This is a genomic window from Saccharothrix sp. 6-C (assembly GCF_016695385.1).
Classification (GTDB): Bacteria; Actinomycetota; Actinomycetes; order Mycobacteriales; family Pseudonocardiaceae; genus Actinosynnema; species Actinosynnema texasense.
The window spans coordinates 6,859,976-6,876,028 of the sequence record NZ_CP064192.1; the positions used below are offsets into that span (position 1 = coordinate 6,859,976).

Genomic DNA, 16,053 nt, shown 5'->3' on the forward strand with positions numbered 1-16,053 from the left:
GCGGGCAGGTCAGAGGTCCATGTACTTGTCGAGCCCCACGGAGAGCCCGGGGTGCTTCGCGATCGACCGCACGGCCAGCAGCACGCCCGGCATGAACGACTTGCGGTCCAACGAGTCGTGCCGCAGCGTCAACGTCTCGCCCTCCGTGCCGAACACGACCTCCTGGTGCGCGATCAGCCCGGCCAGGCGCAGCGAGTGCACCCGCACGTCGTCCACGAGCGCGCCACGCGCGCCGGGCGCCTCCTGCGTGGTCGCGTCCGGCATCGGGCCCACGCCCGCCGCCGCACGCGCCTGCGAGATCAGCCGGGCCGTGTGCGCGGCCGTGCCGGAGGGCGCGTCCACCTTGCGCGGGTGGTGCAGCTCGATGACCTCGGCCGACTCGTAGTACGGGGCGGCCAGCTCCGCGAACCGCATGGACAGCACCGCGCCGATGGCGAAGTTCGGCGCGACCAGCACGCCGAGCCCCGGCTTCGCGTCGAGCCACTCGGAGACGGCGCCCAACCGCTGCGCGTCGAACCCGGAGGTGCCGACGACGGCGTGGATGTCGTTGTCCACGCAGAACCGGAGGTTGTCCATCACCACCTCGGGGCTGGTGAAGTCGACCGCGACCTGGGCGCCGGCGTCGGCCAGGTTGAACAACCAGTCACCCGCGTCGACCATGGCGACGACTTCCAGGTCCGCCGCGGCCTCGACCGCGCGGCACACCTCGGCGCCCATGCGGCCCCTGGCGCCGATGACGCCTACGCGGAGTGGTTCAGCGGAACTCAAGAGATCACCTCGTGCACCTGGGACGGCAGATCGTCGGCGTGAGCGTAAGGGCCGACCACGGCGGCGGCGACGGGGCGTCGCAGCAAGTCCTTCGCCAGCGTGGCGACGTCGGCCGCGGTGACCTCGTCGATGCGCGCCAGCGTCTGCTCCACCGACAGGTAGTCGCCGTAGTTCAGCTCCCCCTTGCCGATGCGCGACATCCGCGAGCTGGTGTCCTCCAGGCCGAGCACGAGCCCGCCGCGCAGCTGGCCCTTGCCCCGGGCCACCTCCGCCTCGCTGAGCCCGTCACGGGCCACGGTGGACAGCACGTCGCGCACCACGCCGGCCACGTCGCCGAGCCGGTCCGGCTGGCAGCCCGCGTACACCGACAACGTGCCGGCGTCCGCGTAGAGGCCGACCGACGAGTACACCTGGTACGCCAGGCCGCGCCGTTCCCGGACCTCCTGGAACAGCCGCGAGCTCATCCCGCCGCCCAGCGCGGCGTTGAGCACGTTCAACGCGAACCGGCGCTCGTCGTGCCGGTCGAGCCCGCGCACGCCCAGCATCAGGTGGGCCTGCTCGGTGTCGTCGGAGTGCAGCACCAGCTTGCGCGAACCGGGGATGCGCGCCCGACCCGCCCGGGGCACGACGGGCGTGCCCACGCGGTCGAGCCGGTCGCCGATCTGCTTGCGCACCAAGCGCATCACGTGCGCGTGGTCGATGTTGCCCGCCACCGCGAGCACCATCCGCGGCAGCGTGTAGCGCTTCTTGTAGAAGCCGAAGAGGGCGTCGCGGTCCATGTCCCCGATGGACTGCTCGGTGCCCAGCACCGGGCGGCCGAGCGCGTGCTCGCCCAGCAGGGCGTCCAGGAACGCGTCGTGCAGCAGGTCTTCCGGGTCGTCGTCGCGCATCGCGATCTCTTCGAGCACCACGCCGCGCTCGGTCTCGAAGTCGCGCGGCTCGCACAGCGCGTCGAACACGACGTCGCACACCAGGTCCACCGCCAGCGGCAGGTCCTCGTCGAGGACGTGCGCGTAGTAGCAGGTGTGCTCCTTGGCGGTGAACGCGTTCAGCTCGCCGCCGACCGCGTCGATCTCCTCGGCGATCTGCGCCGCCGTGCGGTTCACCGTGCCCTTGAACAGCAGGTGCTCCAGGTAGTGCGCGGCGCCCGCGACCTCGACCCGCTCGTCGCGCGAGCCGACCTGCACCCACAGGCCGACCGACGCCGACCGGACGCCGGGGATGCGCTCGGTGATGACCCGCAGCCCCGACGGCAGCACGCTGCGGCGCACGGCCACGCCCGCGTCACCGCGTTCCAGCGACACCGTGCTGCCGGGCTTCTGCAGGTGCCCGAGCCGGCGCGCAAGCGGACGGCCGCGGGTGCCAGAAGCACCCGCGGCCGTCCTGTTGACGCTCGTCGTCACTGCGCGTTGGCCTCGGCCTCGGCGGGTGCGGTGTCCTGCGCGGGCGCGTCGCCGGCCGGGGCCTGCTCCGCGTCGTCGCTGACCAGGACCAGGCTGATCTTGCCGCGCTGGTCGATGTCGGCGATCTCGACCTGGAGCTTGTCGCCGACCTTGACGACGTCCTCCACCTTGGCGATGCGCTTGCCGTTGCCCAGCTTGGAGATGTGGATCAGGCCGTCCTTGCCCGGGAGCAGGGACACGAACGCGCCGAACGCCGCGGTCTTCACCACGGTGCCCAGGAAGCGCTCGCCCACCTTCGGCAGCTGCGGGTTCGCGATCGCGTTGATCAGGCCGATCGCGGCCTCGGCCGACGGGCCGTCCGCCGCGCCGACGTAGATCGTGCCGTCGTCCTCGATGGAGATGTCGGCGCCGGTCTGCTCGGTGATCGAGTTGATCATCTTGCCCTTCGGGCCGATGACCTCGCCGATCTTGTCGGTCGGGATCTTGACCGACGTCACGCGCGGCGCGAACGGGCTCATCTCGTCCGGGCTGTCGATGGCCTCGGCCATGACCTCCAGGATGGTCAGGCGCGCGTCGCGGGCCTGGCCCAGGGCCGCGCCGAGCACCTCGGACGGGATGCCGTCCAGCTTGGTGTCGAGCTGCAGCGCGGTGACGAACTCCTTGGTGCCGGCGACCTTGAAGTCCATGTCGCCGAACGCGTCCTCGGCGCCGAGGATGTCGGTCAGCGCGACGTACTCCGTCTTGCCGTCGACCTCGTCGGACACCAGGCCCATGGCGATGCCCGAGACCGGCGCCTTCAGCGGCACGCCGGCGTTGAGCAGCGACATCGTGGACGCGCAGACCGAGCCCATGGACGTCGAGCCGTTGGAGCTCAGCGCCTCGGAGACCTGGCGGATCGCGTAGGGGAACTCCTCGCGCTTGGGCAGCACGGGCATCAGCGCCCGCTCGGCCAGCGCGCCGTGGCCGATCTCGCGGCGCTTGGGCGAGCCCACGCGGCCGGTCTCACCGGTGGAGAACGGCGGGAAGTTGTAGTGGTGCAGGTAGCGCTTGTGCGTCTCCGGGGCCAGCGAGTCGATCTGCTGCTCCATGCGCAGCATGTTCAGCGTGGTGACACCCAGGATCTGGGTCTCGCCGCGCTCGAACAGCGCCGAGCCGTGCGCCCGCGGGATCAGCTCGACCTCGGCCGACAGCGACCGGATCTCGGTGAGGCCGCGGCCGTCGATGCGGACCTTGTCGCGCAGGATGCGCTGGCGCACGAGCTTCTTGGTCAGCGAGCGGAACGCCGCGCCGACCTCCTTCTCGCGACCCTCGAACTGCTCGGCCAGCTTCTCCAGCACCGACGCCTTGATCTCGTCGATGCGGGACTCGCGCTCCTGCTTGCCGCCGATGGTCAGCGCCTGCGACAGCTCGCCGGAGCCGGCCTGCTCGACGGCCTCGAAGGCGTCGGACTGGTAGGCCGGGTAGGTCGGGAACTCGCCGGTGGCCTTCGCCGCGACCTGCGCCAGCTGGGCCTGCGCGTCGCACAGCGCCTTGATGAACGGCTTGGACGCCTCCAGACCGGCGGCCACGACCTCTTCGGTCGGCGCCTGCGCGCCCTCGCCGATCAGGTCGATGACGTGGTCGGTGGCCTCGGCCTCGACCATCATGATCGCGACGTCGTCACCGACGACCCGACCGGCGACGACCATGTCGAACACGGCCTTCTCGAGCTGCTCGTGGGTCGGGAACGCCACCCACTGGCCCTCGATCAGCGCCACCCGGACGCCGCCGATGGGGCCCGAGAACGGCAGGCCCGCGAGCTGCGTGGACGCCGACGCGGCGTTGATCGCCACGACGTCGTACAGGTCGGCCGGGTTCAGGCTCATCACCGTGATGACGACCTGGATCTCGTTGCGCAGACCGTCCACGAAGGACGGGCGCAGCGGCCGGTCGATGAGGCGGCAGGTCAGGATCGCGTCGGTCGACGGGCGGCCCTCGCGGCGGAAGAACGAGCCGGGGATGCGGCCCGCCGCGTACATGCGCTCCTCGACGTCCACCGTGAGGGGGAAGAAGTCGAAGTGCTCCTTGGGGTGCTTCGACGCCGTCGTCGCCGACAGCAGCATCGTCTCGTCGTCCAGGTAGGCGACGACCGAGCCCGCCGCCTGGCGGGCCAGGCGACCGGTTTCGAAGCGGATGGTGCGCGTGCCGAACCGACCGTTGTCGATCACGGCTGAAGTCTCGTGGACCTCGATGTCCGTCATATGGGTACTCCTCGTCATGCGGGTCACAGCGCGCTCAGGGCGCGGGATCGCGGTTCGGACGAGGCCGGTCTTCGATCGAAGTCCCCTGGGTTTCGTCTACCAGGGGGCCACTACCGAGGACCGGCGAACTGTCGTCCCGGGCGCCGCGCGTGCTTCCCTCGTCTTGTCTTCGATTTACGCCAAGGGGGAGTGACCTTGGTGGTCACTCCCCCTCGGCACGTCTCACCTGCGCAGGCCGAGCCGCCCGATGAGGGCGCGGTAGCGCTGGATGTCCACCTTCGAGAGGTAGTTCAGCAGCCGGCGGCGCCGGCCGACCAGCAGGAGCAGGCCACGACGCGAGTGGTGGTCGTGCTTGTGCTGCTTGAGGTGCTCCGTCAGGTCGGCGATGCGCTTGCTCAGCAGCGCGACCTGGGCCTCGGCGGAACCGGTGTCCGTGTCGTGGACGCCGTACTCGGCGAGGATGGTCTTCTTCTGCTCGGTGGTCAGTGCCACGTGCTCGCTACTCCTTGTGCTGGTTAAGTGCCGTGCGGCCCCGCGTGAGCGGGGTAGTCGGTACTGGCCGCCACGGACCGCAGCCAGACCCAAATGTCGAGGTTACCAGCAGTGGCGACGCGCTACGCGCCTGACGTGCCCAAGCGCACCCGGTCGAGCACCGCGCAGCCCTCGGGACCAGGGCCACCTCGGTGGCCGTCCACTCACGACCGGTGAGCTCCACGTGCGGCAGCACGGCGCCGCGGGCCGCGGTGAGGCGCGGGCCGGGTGCTGCCGGCGCAGCCGGGGTGCGCGGCGCGGACCGGGCGGAGGGCGTCGTGCGGCTCGTCGACGACGTCGGCGGGCGGGAAGATGGCGCAGGAGAGGCTCACGGGCGGGTCAGGCGTCGCGGACCTTGCCCGCGCGGCGCAGCAGCTCGGCCAGGGCCGGGAAGTCCTCGCCGAGCACGTCGGCGGCCTGCGACAGCTCGCGGCGGTCGGCCAGGCGGCGCAGGAACGGGAACACCACGGCCTCGTCGTCGGCGCTGCCGTTCACCGGGAGCGAGTCGCGGCTCACGGTCGGCTTCGACTGGCGGACGTCCTCCAGGGCGCGCTGCAACGCGTCGGGCGAGCCGGAGGCGACGTCGGGGGTGAGGACCTTGCGCTCCAGCATGATCATCCGGGCCAGCACGGACGGGTTGCCGATCTTGGCCCGGCGCCCGCTCATGACCTGGCTCAACATCGGGGCGCTGATGCCCAGCACGTCCGCGAGCTGGGCCTGGGAGACGCTGAACGCGACCACGAGCCGGCGCACCCGGTCGCCCAAGGGCTCCCCGTACCACTCCCGCTGCAGCGCGAGATTGCGCTGGACGATCTTGTGGTCCTCCACCTTCGCCTCTCCCCTGACCGACGGACGTGTCAGGCATCTTGCCAGGTCGTCAGGCGTCGCACGGTCGGTTCCACCCACCTGGTTCAACCCGTCAGGCGTCACCCGGATCCGGCAGGAGCTCACGCGTCGTGGCCACGTCGCGGTGCATCTGCGCGAGCAGCGACTCGACGCCGTCGAACTTCTCCATGTCCCGGAGCCGGTCCACGAAGTCGAGCGCGACCCGCTGGCCGTAGAAGTCCTCGTCCACGTCGAGCACGAACGCCTCGACCCGCCGTTCCCGGCCGGAGAACGTCGGGTTGGTGCCCACGCTCACCGCGGCCTTGAGGCGGCGGCCCGAGCTGTGCACGAACCAGCACGCGTACACGCCGTCCGCGGGCACGGCGGCGAACCGCGTGGTGGACAGGTTGGCCGTGGGGAAGCCCAGCTCCTTGCCGCGGCCGTCGCCGCGCACCACGATCCCCTCCAGCCGGTGCGGCCGGCCGAGCGCCTGCGCGGCGGCGGCCACGTCGCCCGCGTCGATGCACGCCCGGATGTAGGTCGACGAGTACGTGACGCCGTCGTCGGTCACCAGATCCGCCCCCTCGGTCACGAAACCGAACCGCTTGCCCAGCGCGCGCAGCAGTTCCACGGTGCCCGCCGCCCTGTGGCCGAACGTGAAGTTCTCGCCCACCACCACGGCCGCCACGTGCAGCCGCTCCACCAGCACCTCGTGCGCGAACTCGTCGGCGGGCGTGCGCGCCACCTCGGCGGTGAACGGGATCACGCAGAACACGTCGACGCCCAGTCCCTCGACCAGCTCGGCGCGCCGGCGCAGGCTGGTGAGCTGGGCCGGGTGGCTGCCCGGCCGGACCACCTCGGACGGGTGCGGGTCGAAGGTGATCAGGACGCTCGGCACGCCCCTCTCCTCGGCCAACCCGACCGCGCGGCCGATCAGCGCCTGGTGCCCGCGGTGGACGCCGTCGAACACGCCGATGGTCACCACGCAGCGGCCCCAGCCGCCGGGCAGGTCGTCGAGCCCTCTCCAGCGTTGCACGCGGGCCAGCCTAGGGGGTCGACCACGACGTGCCGGCCGAGGTCGGGCTAGTCGTGACGGATGTCGCGGCCGGCCTGGTGGACGGTGCCGCCGTCACGCGCGACCGCGGTCTGGTTGACGGTGGTCGGCGAGTTGACCGTGAGGCCGCCGCCGATGTCGCCCGCCTGCACCACGGGACCGGTCACGGAGCCGGTGATGCTGTTGCGCACGGTCGACCCCGGCGGCGCCGGCGTCGGTGGTTCCGGGGTGGGCGGCTTGGGCGCGGACGCCTGCACGCGCAGGGCGATGACCACGCCCAACGCGGTGAGCAGCACGACCGTCACCCACGCCCACGGGTTCGCGCCGCCGTCGGTCGCGAGGTTGATCGCCACCCCCGTGGCCGAGGTCACCACACCGGCCGCGGCCGGCCACACCCATCTCGACATGCCGTCCACGGTAGGCCCTATCCGATCGGGGTGAGTACCACCAACGGCTTGGCGATCGGCCCCTCGTCCTTCGCCAGCGCCACCACGTGGCCGTCCGGGCCGAAGACGCCGTAGGTGCCGTCCAGCCCGCCCGCGGCCAGGCGTTGGCCGTGCGAGAGGGCGACCGCCTCGCGCGGCGCGATCTCACGGCGGGGGAACGCGGTGGCCACCGCGGCGTCCAGGTCCAGGGACAGGCCCGGCGCGCCTTCCAGCTGCTCCAGGGTCTTGGCCACGCGCAGGTCGAACGGGCCGACGCGGGTGCGGCGCAGGGCCGCCAGGTGGCCGCCGACGCCGAGGTCCGCGCCGAGGTCGCGGGCCAGCGCGCGCACGTAGGTGCCGGACGAGCACTCCACCATCACGTCCAGCTCGGTGACGCCCTCGCCCTCGCGGCGGATCGACAGCACGTCGAAGCGGTGCACGGTCACCGGGCGCGCCGGGATCTCCACCGCCTCGCCGGCGCGGACCCGCGCGTAGGCGCGCTTGCCGTCGATCTTCACCGCGCTCACCGCGCTGGGCACCTGCTCGATCGGGCCGGTCAGCTTCGCCACGCCCGCCCGGATCGCGTCCTCGTCCACTTCGGACGCGTCGGCCGTGGACAGCACCTCGCCCTCGGCGTCGTCGGTCGTGGTGGAGGAGCCGAGGCGGATCGTCGACAGGTACGCCTTGCTGTCCAGCGCCAGGTGGCCGAGCAGCTTGGTGGCCCGCTCGATGCCCAGCACGAGCACACCGGTGGCCATCGGGTCGAGCGTGCCCGCGTGCCCGACCTTGCGGGTGCCGAGGATGCGGCGGACCTTCGCCACCACGTCGTGGGAGGTCATGCCGTCGGGCTTGTCGATCACGACGAGGCCGGGCGGGACAGGGTGACGAGAAGATGCGGACACGGACGAGGATCCTAGGCCTCGACGAGCACGTCCCACCGACGGCGGCGCAACTGCACGGGCACGGACTCGCCGCGGTCCTCGGCGGCGAACACCGCGGTGCGCGCCCGGCGCCACCACACGACCGTGCGCCACAGGCCCACCAGCAGCACCGCCACCACGGACGAGAACGCGACCCGGTACGCCTGCGGCGCGGAGAGCACGGGCTCGACCACGTCCAGCACCACGCCGACGGCCAGGGCGGTGAACGTGATCGCGGCGAACCCGCCGACGTTGGCCACGCCGGTCGCCGTGCTGACCCGGTGCAGCGGGTTGTAGTCGCGGACCAGGGCGAACGCCACGCCGGACGCCGGGTTGCCCAGGGCCAGCACCGCGAACACCGCGTACAGCGCGGGCGTCGGCAGCACACCGCCCGGCCAGCCCAGCAGCACGGCCCAGCTCACCACGGCCGCGGCCAGGTAGGAGCCGACGATCGGCATCCGCCACTCCGGCCGGCCGCCGATCACCGTGCCCATCACCGGCCCGGTCACGATCGCCACCAGCACCAGCGTGCTCAGCACCGCCGACGCCGACGGCCGCGACAGGCCCTGCGCCTCGACCAGGTACGGGAAACCCCACAGCAGGCCGAGCACGGCGGGCGCGGACATCGACGTGAAGTGCACCCAGAACCCGAGGCGGGTGCTCGGCTCGCGCCACGCGTCCTGCACCTTCGCGCCCACCGCGCGCAATGGCACCGGCTCGACCGCGGGCTGCGGCACGCCGTCGGGCACCTCCCGCACGCGCCACCCGACCACCGCCGCGTACGCCGCCGTGGCCAGGCCCGCGACCAGGAACGTCACCGTCCAGCCCGCGCCGTCCAGCAGCAGCGTCAGCGGCACGGTCGCGACCAGGTTGCCCGCGCCGCCCAGCGCCGCCGACAGCGTCATGACCAGGGTGAAGCGGCGGGGCGGGAAGTGCGCGGCGGCCAGGCGCAGCACGCTGACCCACGTCATGGCGTCGCCGACGCCGAGCACCGCCCGCGCGGCCAGGCCGAGCGGGTAGGAGTCGGCGAGGGCGAACAGGGTCTGGCCGACGCCCATGAGCAGGGCGGCGGCGGTCAGCACGCGGCGCGGGCCGAAGCGGTCCACCAGCAGGCCGGTGGGGATCTGCATCAGCGCGTAGAGGCCGATCTGGAGGACGGTGAACGTGCCGAGCGCGGCGGGGCCGACGGCGAAGCGGTCCCCCGCCTCCAGGCTCGCCACGCCCAGCGAGGTCCGGTGGAACAGAGCGGCGATGTAGACGACGACGGCGGTGGACCAGATCAGCCACGCTTGTTTCGTGGCACGATCGACCGGCAAGGCGGATCTCCTAGGCTTCCGTGCGGCAGCACTCCCAGTATCGAGAAACAGTTGCCTACTGTTAACGATTCCTGGGGGTGCCGCGCACCACATCACGCCTGGTCACCGGCTCACCACGTGGTGCCGACGCGCGCCCACTCCCCCGACTTGGTCCGGACCAGCACGAGCACCAGCCGCAGCACCATGAACGCCGACAGGCCGCTCCAGATCCCGACCAGCCCCCAGCCGAACGCGTAGGACGCCCACACCAGCGGCAGGAACCCGAGGGCCGCCGAGGCCAGCGTCGCGGTCCGCAGGAACGCCGCGTCGCCCGCGCCGAGCAGGACGCCGTCCAGCGCGAACACCACGCCCGCGATCGGTTGCAGCCCCACGAAGAACCACCAGGCGTGCGGGATCTCGTCCAGCACGGCCCGGTCGGTGGTGAACACCTGCGGCAGCGGGCCGGCCAGCGCCGCGAACAGGGCGCCGAGCAGCACGCCGAACCACAGCCCGTACCCGGTCACCTGCCAGGCGAACCGACGGGCCTGCTCGCGGCGTTCCGCGCCGAGCGCCGCGCCCACGATCGACTGCGCGGCGATCGCCAACGAGTCCAGCACGAGCGCGAGGAACGTCCACAGCTGCAACACGACCTGGTGCGCGCCGACCGCGCCGACCGACGTGCGCGCGGCCACCGACGCGGCCGACAGGAAGCACGCCTGGAACGCCAGGCTGCGCAGCACCAGGTCCCGGCCGAGGCCCAGCTGGGCCTTCATCCGGCGCGGGTCGGGCCGCAGGCTCACCCGTTCCGAGCGCAGCGCCTTGCCGAACAGCCCGGCCGAGAGCACCTGCGCGATCACGTTCGCGACCGCCGAGCCCTCCAGTCCCCAGTGCGCGCCGTGCACCAGGACCGGGCACAGCACGGCCGAGATGGCGTTGCCGACCAGCACGTACCGCAGCGGGCGGCGGGTGTCCTGCACGCCGCGCATCCACCCGTTGCCGGCCATCGTGACCAGCACGAACGGCGCGCCGAACAACGCGATCCGCAGCCACGCGACGGCGTTGTCGGCCACCTCGCCGCCACCGCCGAGCAGCCGGGCGGCAGGACCGGCCAGCAGCTGCCCGAGCACGATCACCAGCGCGCCGACGGCCAGCGCGAGCCACGTCGCCTGCACGCCCTCCTCGACCGCCTCGCGCCGCCGGCCGGCGCCGAACAGCCGCGCCGTGCGTGCCGTCGTGCCGTAGGAGAGGAACGTCAACTGGGTGGCGACCTGCGTGAACAGCACGCCGCCCACCGCGAGCCCGGCCAGCGGCAGCGCGCCGAGGTGCCCGACGACCGCGGTGTCCACCAGCACGTACAGCGGCTCGGCCGCCAGCACCACCAGCGCGGGCGCGGCCAACCCGACCACCCGCCGCGCCGGAACCCGCTCCTCCACCTGATCCCCTCGATGCACGCGTAGCACCCCCGCGGGAGTCCTACATCCAGAACCCGCGTGTCCTACGTCCGGAACGCGTGTGTCCTACGCTCGGAACACCCGAGTTGAACGCTCAGGACCGCGCGGCCACGGTTTCCAGGGCCGCGCGCAGGTTCGCCAGCACCTCGTCGGCCGGGCCGGAGGCGGTGAAGCCCGCGGCCAGCCGGTGGCCGCCGCCGCCGAGCAGCTGCGCCACCTCGCGCACGTCCACCGCGCTCACCGCGCGCAACGACACCGACCACGACGACGGCCGCAGCTCCTTCAGCACCGCCGCGACCTCCGCCTCGGCCGTGGTGCGCACCAGGTCGACCACGCTCTCGACCTCCTCGGGCCGCAGCCCGGAGGCGTCCTCCAGCGTCACGACGGCGTGCACGAACCCGAGCCCGCCGGCCGCGTCGCGCTCCAGGCACGCCCGGCTCAGCACCTTCGCCAACATGCCCAGGTACCCGAACGGGTGAGAGTCCATCAGCGGCCGGGCCACGGCCTCGGCGTCCACGCCGGCCGCGAGCAGCCGGGCCGCCACCTCGTGCGTCGCCGCCGACGCGTGCCGGAACGACCGCGTGTCCGTCACCAGACCCGCGTACACGCACCGGGCCACCGGCTCGTCCAGCTCCACGCCCAGCACGTCCAGCAGCCGCAGCACCACGAGCGCGGTCGCCTCGGCCCGGTCGTCCACCACGTTCACGTGCCCGAACCGCGGGTTCGACACGTGGTGGTCCACCACCACGACCACACCGGCGGTGGACACCCGATCAGCCAACGGACCGAGCCGCCCGACACTGCCCGTGTCCAACGCGACCAGCACGGGCGGCGCGGCGGGCACGGCGGACGCGGGCACCAGCAGCCCGGCCACGTCGAGGTCCCGCAACGTCTCCGGCACCTCGTTCGGCGCGCCGAACGACACCCGGACCGCCACGCCCCGCCGGTGCAGGGCCAGTCCCAGCGCCAACGCGCTGCCCAGCGCGTCCGCGTCGGGGTTCACGTGCGCCAGCAGCGTCACGTCGGTGGCGGTGGACAGGACGCGAGCGGCCTCGGCGAGGTCCGCACTCAAGTGGTCCCCGGAGGCGCCCGGGTCGTTCATGCTCGGATCGTTGTGCACGGCGAGAACGCTAGTCGGCGTCCTCGGCCTCACGCGGAGGCTTGTACGGGTCGGGCTCGCCCGCGGGTTCCGCGCCGTGCGCGATGCGGGCCACCTCCGCGTCCAGCTCCCGTGCCTTGGCCAGCAGTTCGTCCATCCGACGCGCCTCGGCGGGCACGTTGTCGGTGACGAACGAGAGGGTCGGCGTGAACCGGACACCGGTCTGCTGGCCGACCATGGTGCGCAGCACGCCCTTGGCCTTCTCCAGCGCCGCGGCGGCCCCCGCGAGGTCCGGCTCGGAGTCCAGCTTCTCGCCGAGCACGGTGTAGTAGATCGTCGCGTCGTGCAGGTCGCCGGTCACCCTCGTGTCCGTGATGGTGACGCGAGCCAGCCGAGGGTCCTTCACCTCGTGCTCCAACGCGGAAGCGACGATCTGCGAGATCCGCTTGGCCAGCTTGCGAGCCCGTGCCTGGTCGGCCACGGCGCTCCCCTCCTGTCGTTGCGATTCGTCGCCTGCTCGGCGACGCCTGCTAGTCGTCCTCCGGCCCGACCAACCTGTGGCGGGCGGAGAGAAGTTCCAATTCGGGCCGTCCGGCCACCAGCCGCTCGCAGGCGGCCATCACGTCCCTCACATGCTCGGCGTCGGCGGCGACGGCCGCCACTCCGATCAGGGCTCGGCGGTGCAGGTCGAGGTGGCCCGCCTCGGCGACCGAGACCTCGAACCTGCGGCGCAGCTCGGCCACGATCGGCTTCACCACGGACCGCTTCTGCTTCAACGAGTGCACGTCGCCGAGCAGCACGTCCAACTCAAGGGCACCGACGAACACAGATGATCACCAGGGGTGTCCAGGGGTGCGGGGCCGCCGGTCACGACGGCCCCGCACCTGGCTGAAGACGATCAGGCGCGCGGCTTCTCGCGCATCTCGAACGTCTCGATGATGTCGCCGACCTTCAGGTCGCTGTAGTTGCCGAGCGTCAGACCACACTCGAAGCCCTCGCGGACCTCGGTCGCGTCGTCCTTGAACCGGCGCAGCGAGCTGATGGGCAGGTTCTCCTGCACGACGTTGTTGTCGCGCAGCAGGCGGGCCCGGGCGTTGCGCCGGATCTCGCCCGACATGACGAGGCAACCCGCGATCGTGCCGACCTTGGAGGACTTGAAGACCTCGCGGACCTCCGCGCGGCCCAGCTGGACCTCTTCGTACTCCGGCTTGAGCATGCCCTTCAGGGCCTGCTCGATCTCGTCGATCGCCTGGTAGATCACCGTGTAGTAGCGGACGTCCACGCCCTCGCGGTTGGCGAGTTCGGTGGCCTTGCCCTCGGCCCGGACGTTGAAGCCCAGGACGATGGCGTTACCCGCGACGGCGAGGTTGATGTCGCCTTCGGTGATGCCACCGACGCCGCGGTGGATGACCCGCAGCTCGACGTCGTCGCCGACCTCGATCTTCATCAGCGCGTCCTCGAGGGCCTCGACGGTACCCGAGTTGTCGCCCTTGATGATCAAGGTGAGGGCGCTCGTCTCCTTCAGCGCGGCGTCGAGGTCTTCCAGGCTGACGCGCTTGCGCTTCGCGGCGTTCATCGCGTTGCGGTTGCGGGCCTGGCGGCGCTCGGCGATCTGCCGGGCCACCCGGTCCTCCTCGACCACGAGGAACGTGTCGCCCGCGCCGGGCACCGAGGTGAGGCCGATGACCTGCACCGGACGCGACGGCGTCGCCACCGTGACGTCCACGCCGTGCTCGTCGACCATGCGGCGCACGCGACCGTAGGCGGCGCCCGCCACGATCGAGTCACCGACGCGGAGCGAGCCGCGCTGCACCAGCACCGTGGCCACCGGGCCGCGACCGCGGTCCAGGTGCGCCTCGATGGCGACGCCCTGCGCCTCCATCTCCGGGTTGGCCCGCAGGTCGAGCGAGGCGTCGGCGGTCAGCAGGATCGCTTCCAGCAGGCCGTCGATGTTGATGCCCTGCTTCGCCGAGATGTCGACGAACATGGTCTCGCCGCCGTACTCCTCGGCGACCAGCCCGTACTCGGTGAGCTGCTGGCGGATCTTGTCGGGGTTGGCCCCCTCCTTGTCGATCTTGTTCACCGCGACCACGATCGGCGCGTTGGCCGCCTGGGCGTGGTTGATCGCTTCCACCGTCTGCGGCATCACGCCGTCGTCGGCCGCCACCACGATGACCGCGATGTCGGTCGAGTTCGCACCACGAGCACGCATGGCGGTGAACGCCTCGTGACCCGGGGTGTCGATGAAGGTGATCAGGCGCTCGTTGCCCTCGAGCTCCGTGTTCACCTGGTAGGCGCCGATGTGCTGGGTGATGCCACCCGCCTCGCCCTCGGCCACCTTCGCCGTGCGGATGGTGTCCAACAGGCGCGTCTTGCCGTGGTCGACGTGACCCATGACGGTCACGACCGGCGGACGGATCTGGAGGTCCTCCTCGCCGCCAGCGTCGTCGCCGTAGGTGATGTCGAACGTCTCCAGCAGCTCGCGGTCCTCTTCCTCAGGGGACACGACCTGCACGTTGTAGTTCATCTCGGAGCCGAGCAGCTCCAGGATCTCGTCGGAGACGGACTGCGTCGCGGTGACCATCTCGCCGAGGTGGAACAACACCTGCACCAGCGAGGCCGGGTTGGCGTTGATCTTGTCGGCGAAGTCGGTCAGCGAGGCGCCACGCGGCAGGCGGATCGTCTCGCCGTTGCCCTTGGGCAGGCGGACGCCACCGACCGACGGCGCCTGCATGTTGTCCATGTACTCCTGGCGCTTCTGCCGCTTCGACTTGCGGCCACGACGCGCCGGACCACCGGGACGGCCGAAGGCGCCCGCGGCGCCGCCGCGACCACCCGGGCCACCGGGACGGCCGCGGAAACCGCCGCCGCCACCGGCCGGTGCGCCACCACCGGCGCCGCCACCGCCACCGGGACGGAAGCCACCGCCGCCGCCACCGCCGCCACCAGGGCGGAAGCCGCCACCGGCGCCACCGCCGCCGCCACCGGGGCGGAAGCCGCCACCGGCGCCACCGCCACCACCGGGACGACCGCCGCCGCCACCAGGACCGCGGCCACCGCCGCCGCCACCGGGACCGCCGGGGCCACGACCGCCGCCGCCACCGCCACCGGGGCGGGGAGCCGGACGACCGGGCATCATGCCCGGGTTCGGCCGAGGCGGCATGTTGCCGGGGTTGGGCCGGGGACCGCCGGGACCGCCGCCGGAGCCACCCGGACGGGGGCCTGCCGGACGCGAGTCACCGGGCTTGGGGCCGGACGGCCGCTCGCCGCCACCCGGCGCGGCCGGGCGCGGGGCCTGCGGACGCGGCGCCGGAGCGCCACCGCCGACGCCGAACGGGTTGTTGCCCGGACGCGGGGGCCGCGGGCCTGCGGGCTTGGGTGCCTGCGGGCGCGGCGGGACCACGGACGGGGCGTTCTGCGCCGCGGCGGGCTGCTGCTGCGGCGCGCGGGGGCCGGGACGAGGGCCGGGGCCACTGGTCCGCGGCGCCTGCTGGGGTGCCTGCTGAGGCTGCTGGGGCTGCTGCACCTGGGCGGCGGCCGGCTGCTGCTGCTTCGGCGCCTGGACGGGCGTCGGAGCCGCCGCGGCGGCCGGGGCCGGGGCCTCGGGCTGCGCGGCGGGGGCGGCCGGAGCCGGCGTGGCGGGCTTGGCCACCGGCTTGGGCGCCATCGGCTTGGGGCCGGGCACCGGACGCGGACCCGGCTTGCCGGCGGGGGCCGGCGGGCGCGGGGTCGTGTCGCTCTTGGTCTCGCCCGAGGCCGCGCTCGTCGGAGCGGGCTTCGGCGGCGCCGGGCGGGCGCCTGCGGGCTTGGGCTTGGACTCGCCCTTGGCGTAGGCGTCACGAAGCCGCCGGGCCACGGGGGCCTCGACGGTGCTGGACGCGGACTTCACGTACTCGCCCTGGTCGGCGAGCTTGGTGAGTAGTTCTTTACTCGTGACTCCGAGCTCTTTGGCGAGCTCGTGCACGCGGGCCTTACCTGCCACTGCACTCCTCTGTGAGGGAGGCCGGCGGGCAAGTCCCGTCGACCTCGTCTTAACGTCGCG

14 protein-coding genes are annotated in these 16,053 nt (G+C 72.6%); all 14 read right to left on the minus strand.

The annotated features are described in order from the left end of the window. Positions 1-9: 9 nt before the first annotated feature. The 14 genes from dapB to infB all read right to left on the minus strand — a co-directional run bounded on the left by dapB (position 10) and on the right by infB (position 15,993). Entirely contained in the window at positions 10-768 is a 759-nt protein-coding gene (dapB, locus tag IOD16_RS29035) for a 4-hydroxy-tetrahydrodipicolinate reductase (RefSeq protein WP_201436890.1), read from the minus strand. After that, complete coding sequence (locus IOD16_RS29040; protein WP_201436891.1) at positions 765-2,171, minus strand: M16 family metallopeptidase; 1,407 nt, start codon at positions 2,169-2,171, stop codon at positions 765-767. Before IOD16_RS29040 ends, dapB begins: the two co-directional genes overlap by 4 nt. After that, complete coding sequence (locus tag IOD16_RS29045) at positions 2,168-4,411, minus strand: polyribonucleotide nucleotidyltransferase (RefSeq protein WP_123746051.1); 2,244 nt, start codon at positions 4,409-4,411, stop codon at positions 2,168-2,170. The genes IOD16_RS29040 and IOD16_RS29045 overlap by 4 nt, the downstream gene beginning before the upstream one ends. Before the next feature lie 222 nt (positions 4,412-4,633). Beyond that, positions 4,634-4,903, minus strand: a complete 270-nt coding sequence (rpsO, locus tag IOD16_RS29050; RefSeq protein ID WP_123746050.1) for a 30S ribosomal protein S15 — start codon at positions 4,901-4,903, stop codon at positions 4,634-4,636. A gap of 378 nt (positions 4,904-5,281) precedes the next feature. Continuing rightward, complete coding sequence (locus tag IOD16_RS29055) at positions 5,282-5,770, minus strand: helix-turn-helix domain-containing protein (protein WP_123746049.1); 489 nt, start codon at positions 5,768-5,770, stop codon at positions 5,282-5,284. Positions 5,771-5,861: 91 nt separating this feature from the next. Beyond that, positions 5,862-6,803, minus strand: a complete 942-nt coding sequence (locus IOD16_RS29060) for a bifunctional riboflavin kinase/FAD synthetase (RefSeq protein WP_201436892.1) — start codon at positions 6,801-6,803, stop codon at positions 5,862-5,864. 47 nt (positions 6,804-6,850) lie between these two features. Then, positions 6,851-7,228 (minus strand): hypothetical protein, encoded by a 378-nt coding sequence (locus IOD16_RS29065; RefSeq protein ID WP_201436893.1) that lies wholly within the window; start codon positions 7,226-7,228, stop codon positions 6,851-6,853. 17 nt (positions 7,229-7,245) lie between these two features. Then, entirely contained in the window at positions 7,246-8,148 is a 903-nt protein-coding gene (truB, locus tag IOD16_RS29070; protein ID WP_201436894.1) for a tRNA pseudouridine(55) synthase TruB, read from the minus strand. An 11-nt stretch (positions 8,149-8,159) separates the two neighbouring features. Beyond that, entirely contained in the window at positions 8,160-9,482 is a 1,323-nt protein-coding gene (locus IOD16_RS29075; RefSeq protein WP_236594446.1) for an MFS transporter, read from the minus strand. A 110-nt stretch (positions 9,483-9,592) separates the two neighbouring features. Further along, positions 9,593-10,894 carry an MATE family efflux transporter gene (locus tag IOD16_RS29080; protein WP_328809366.1) on the minus strand — a complete coding sequence of 434 codons (1,302 nt, stop codon included), beginning with the start codon at positions 10,892-10,894 and terminating at the stop codon, positions 9,593-9,595. Between the two features lie 112 nt (positions 10,895-11,006). Then, a complete protein-coding gene (locus IOD16_RS29085; RefSeq protein ID WP_201441620.1) occupies positions 11,007-12,014 on the minus strand; it encodes a DHH family phosphoesterase in 1,008 nt (335 codons plus the stop codon). A 28-nt stretch (positions 12,015-12,042) separates the two neighbouring features. After that, positions 12,043-12,492: a 30S ribosome-binding factor RbfA gene (gene rbfA / locus IOD16_RS29090; RefSeq protein ID WP_123746043.1), complete on the minus strand. Its 450-nt coding sequence runs from the start codon at positions 12,490-12,492 to the stop codon at positions 12,043-12,045. A gap of 49 nt (positions 12,493-12,541) precedes the next feature. Next, positions 12,542-12,838: a DUF503 domain-containing protein gene (locus IOD16_RS29095; RefSeq protein ID WP_077006828.1), complete on the minus strand. Its 297-nt coding sequence runs from the start codon at positions 12,836-12,838 to the stop codon at positions 12,542-12,544. A 71-nt stretch (positions 12,839-12,909) separates the two neighbouring features. Next, a complete protein-coding gene (gene infB, locus IOD16_RS29100) occupies positions 12,910-15,993 on the minus strand; it encodes a translation initiation factor IF-2 (RefSeq protein WP_201436896.1) in 3,084 nt (1,027 codons plus the stop codon). Between the last annotated feature and the right edge of the window lie 60 nt (positions 15,994-16,053).

Excerpts from the sequence above, each read along its gene's own strand:
- IOD16_RS29045 (WP_123746051.1), bottom strand. The coding sequence starts at position 4,411 with ATGACGGACATCGAGGTCCACGAGACTTCAGCCGTGATCGACAACGGT.
- IOD16_RS29065 (WP_201436893.1), bottom strand. The coding sequence starts at position 7,228 with ATGTCGAGATGGGTGTGGCCGGCCGCGGCCGGTGTGGTGACCTCGGCC.
- IOD16_RS29085 (WP_201441620.1), bottom strand. The coding sequence starts at position 12,014 with ATGAACGACCCGGGCGCCTCCGGGGACCACTTGAGTGCGGACCTCGCC.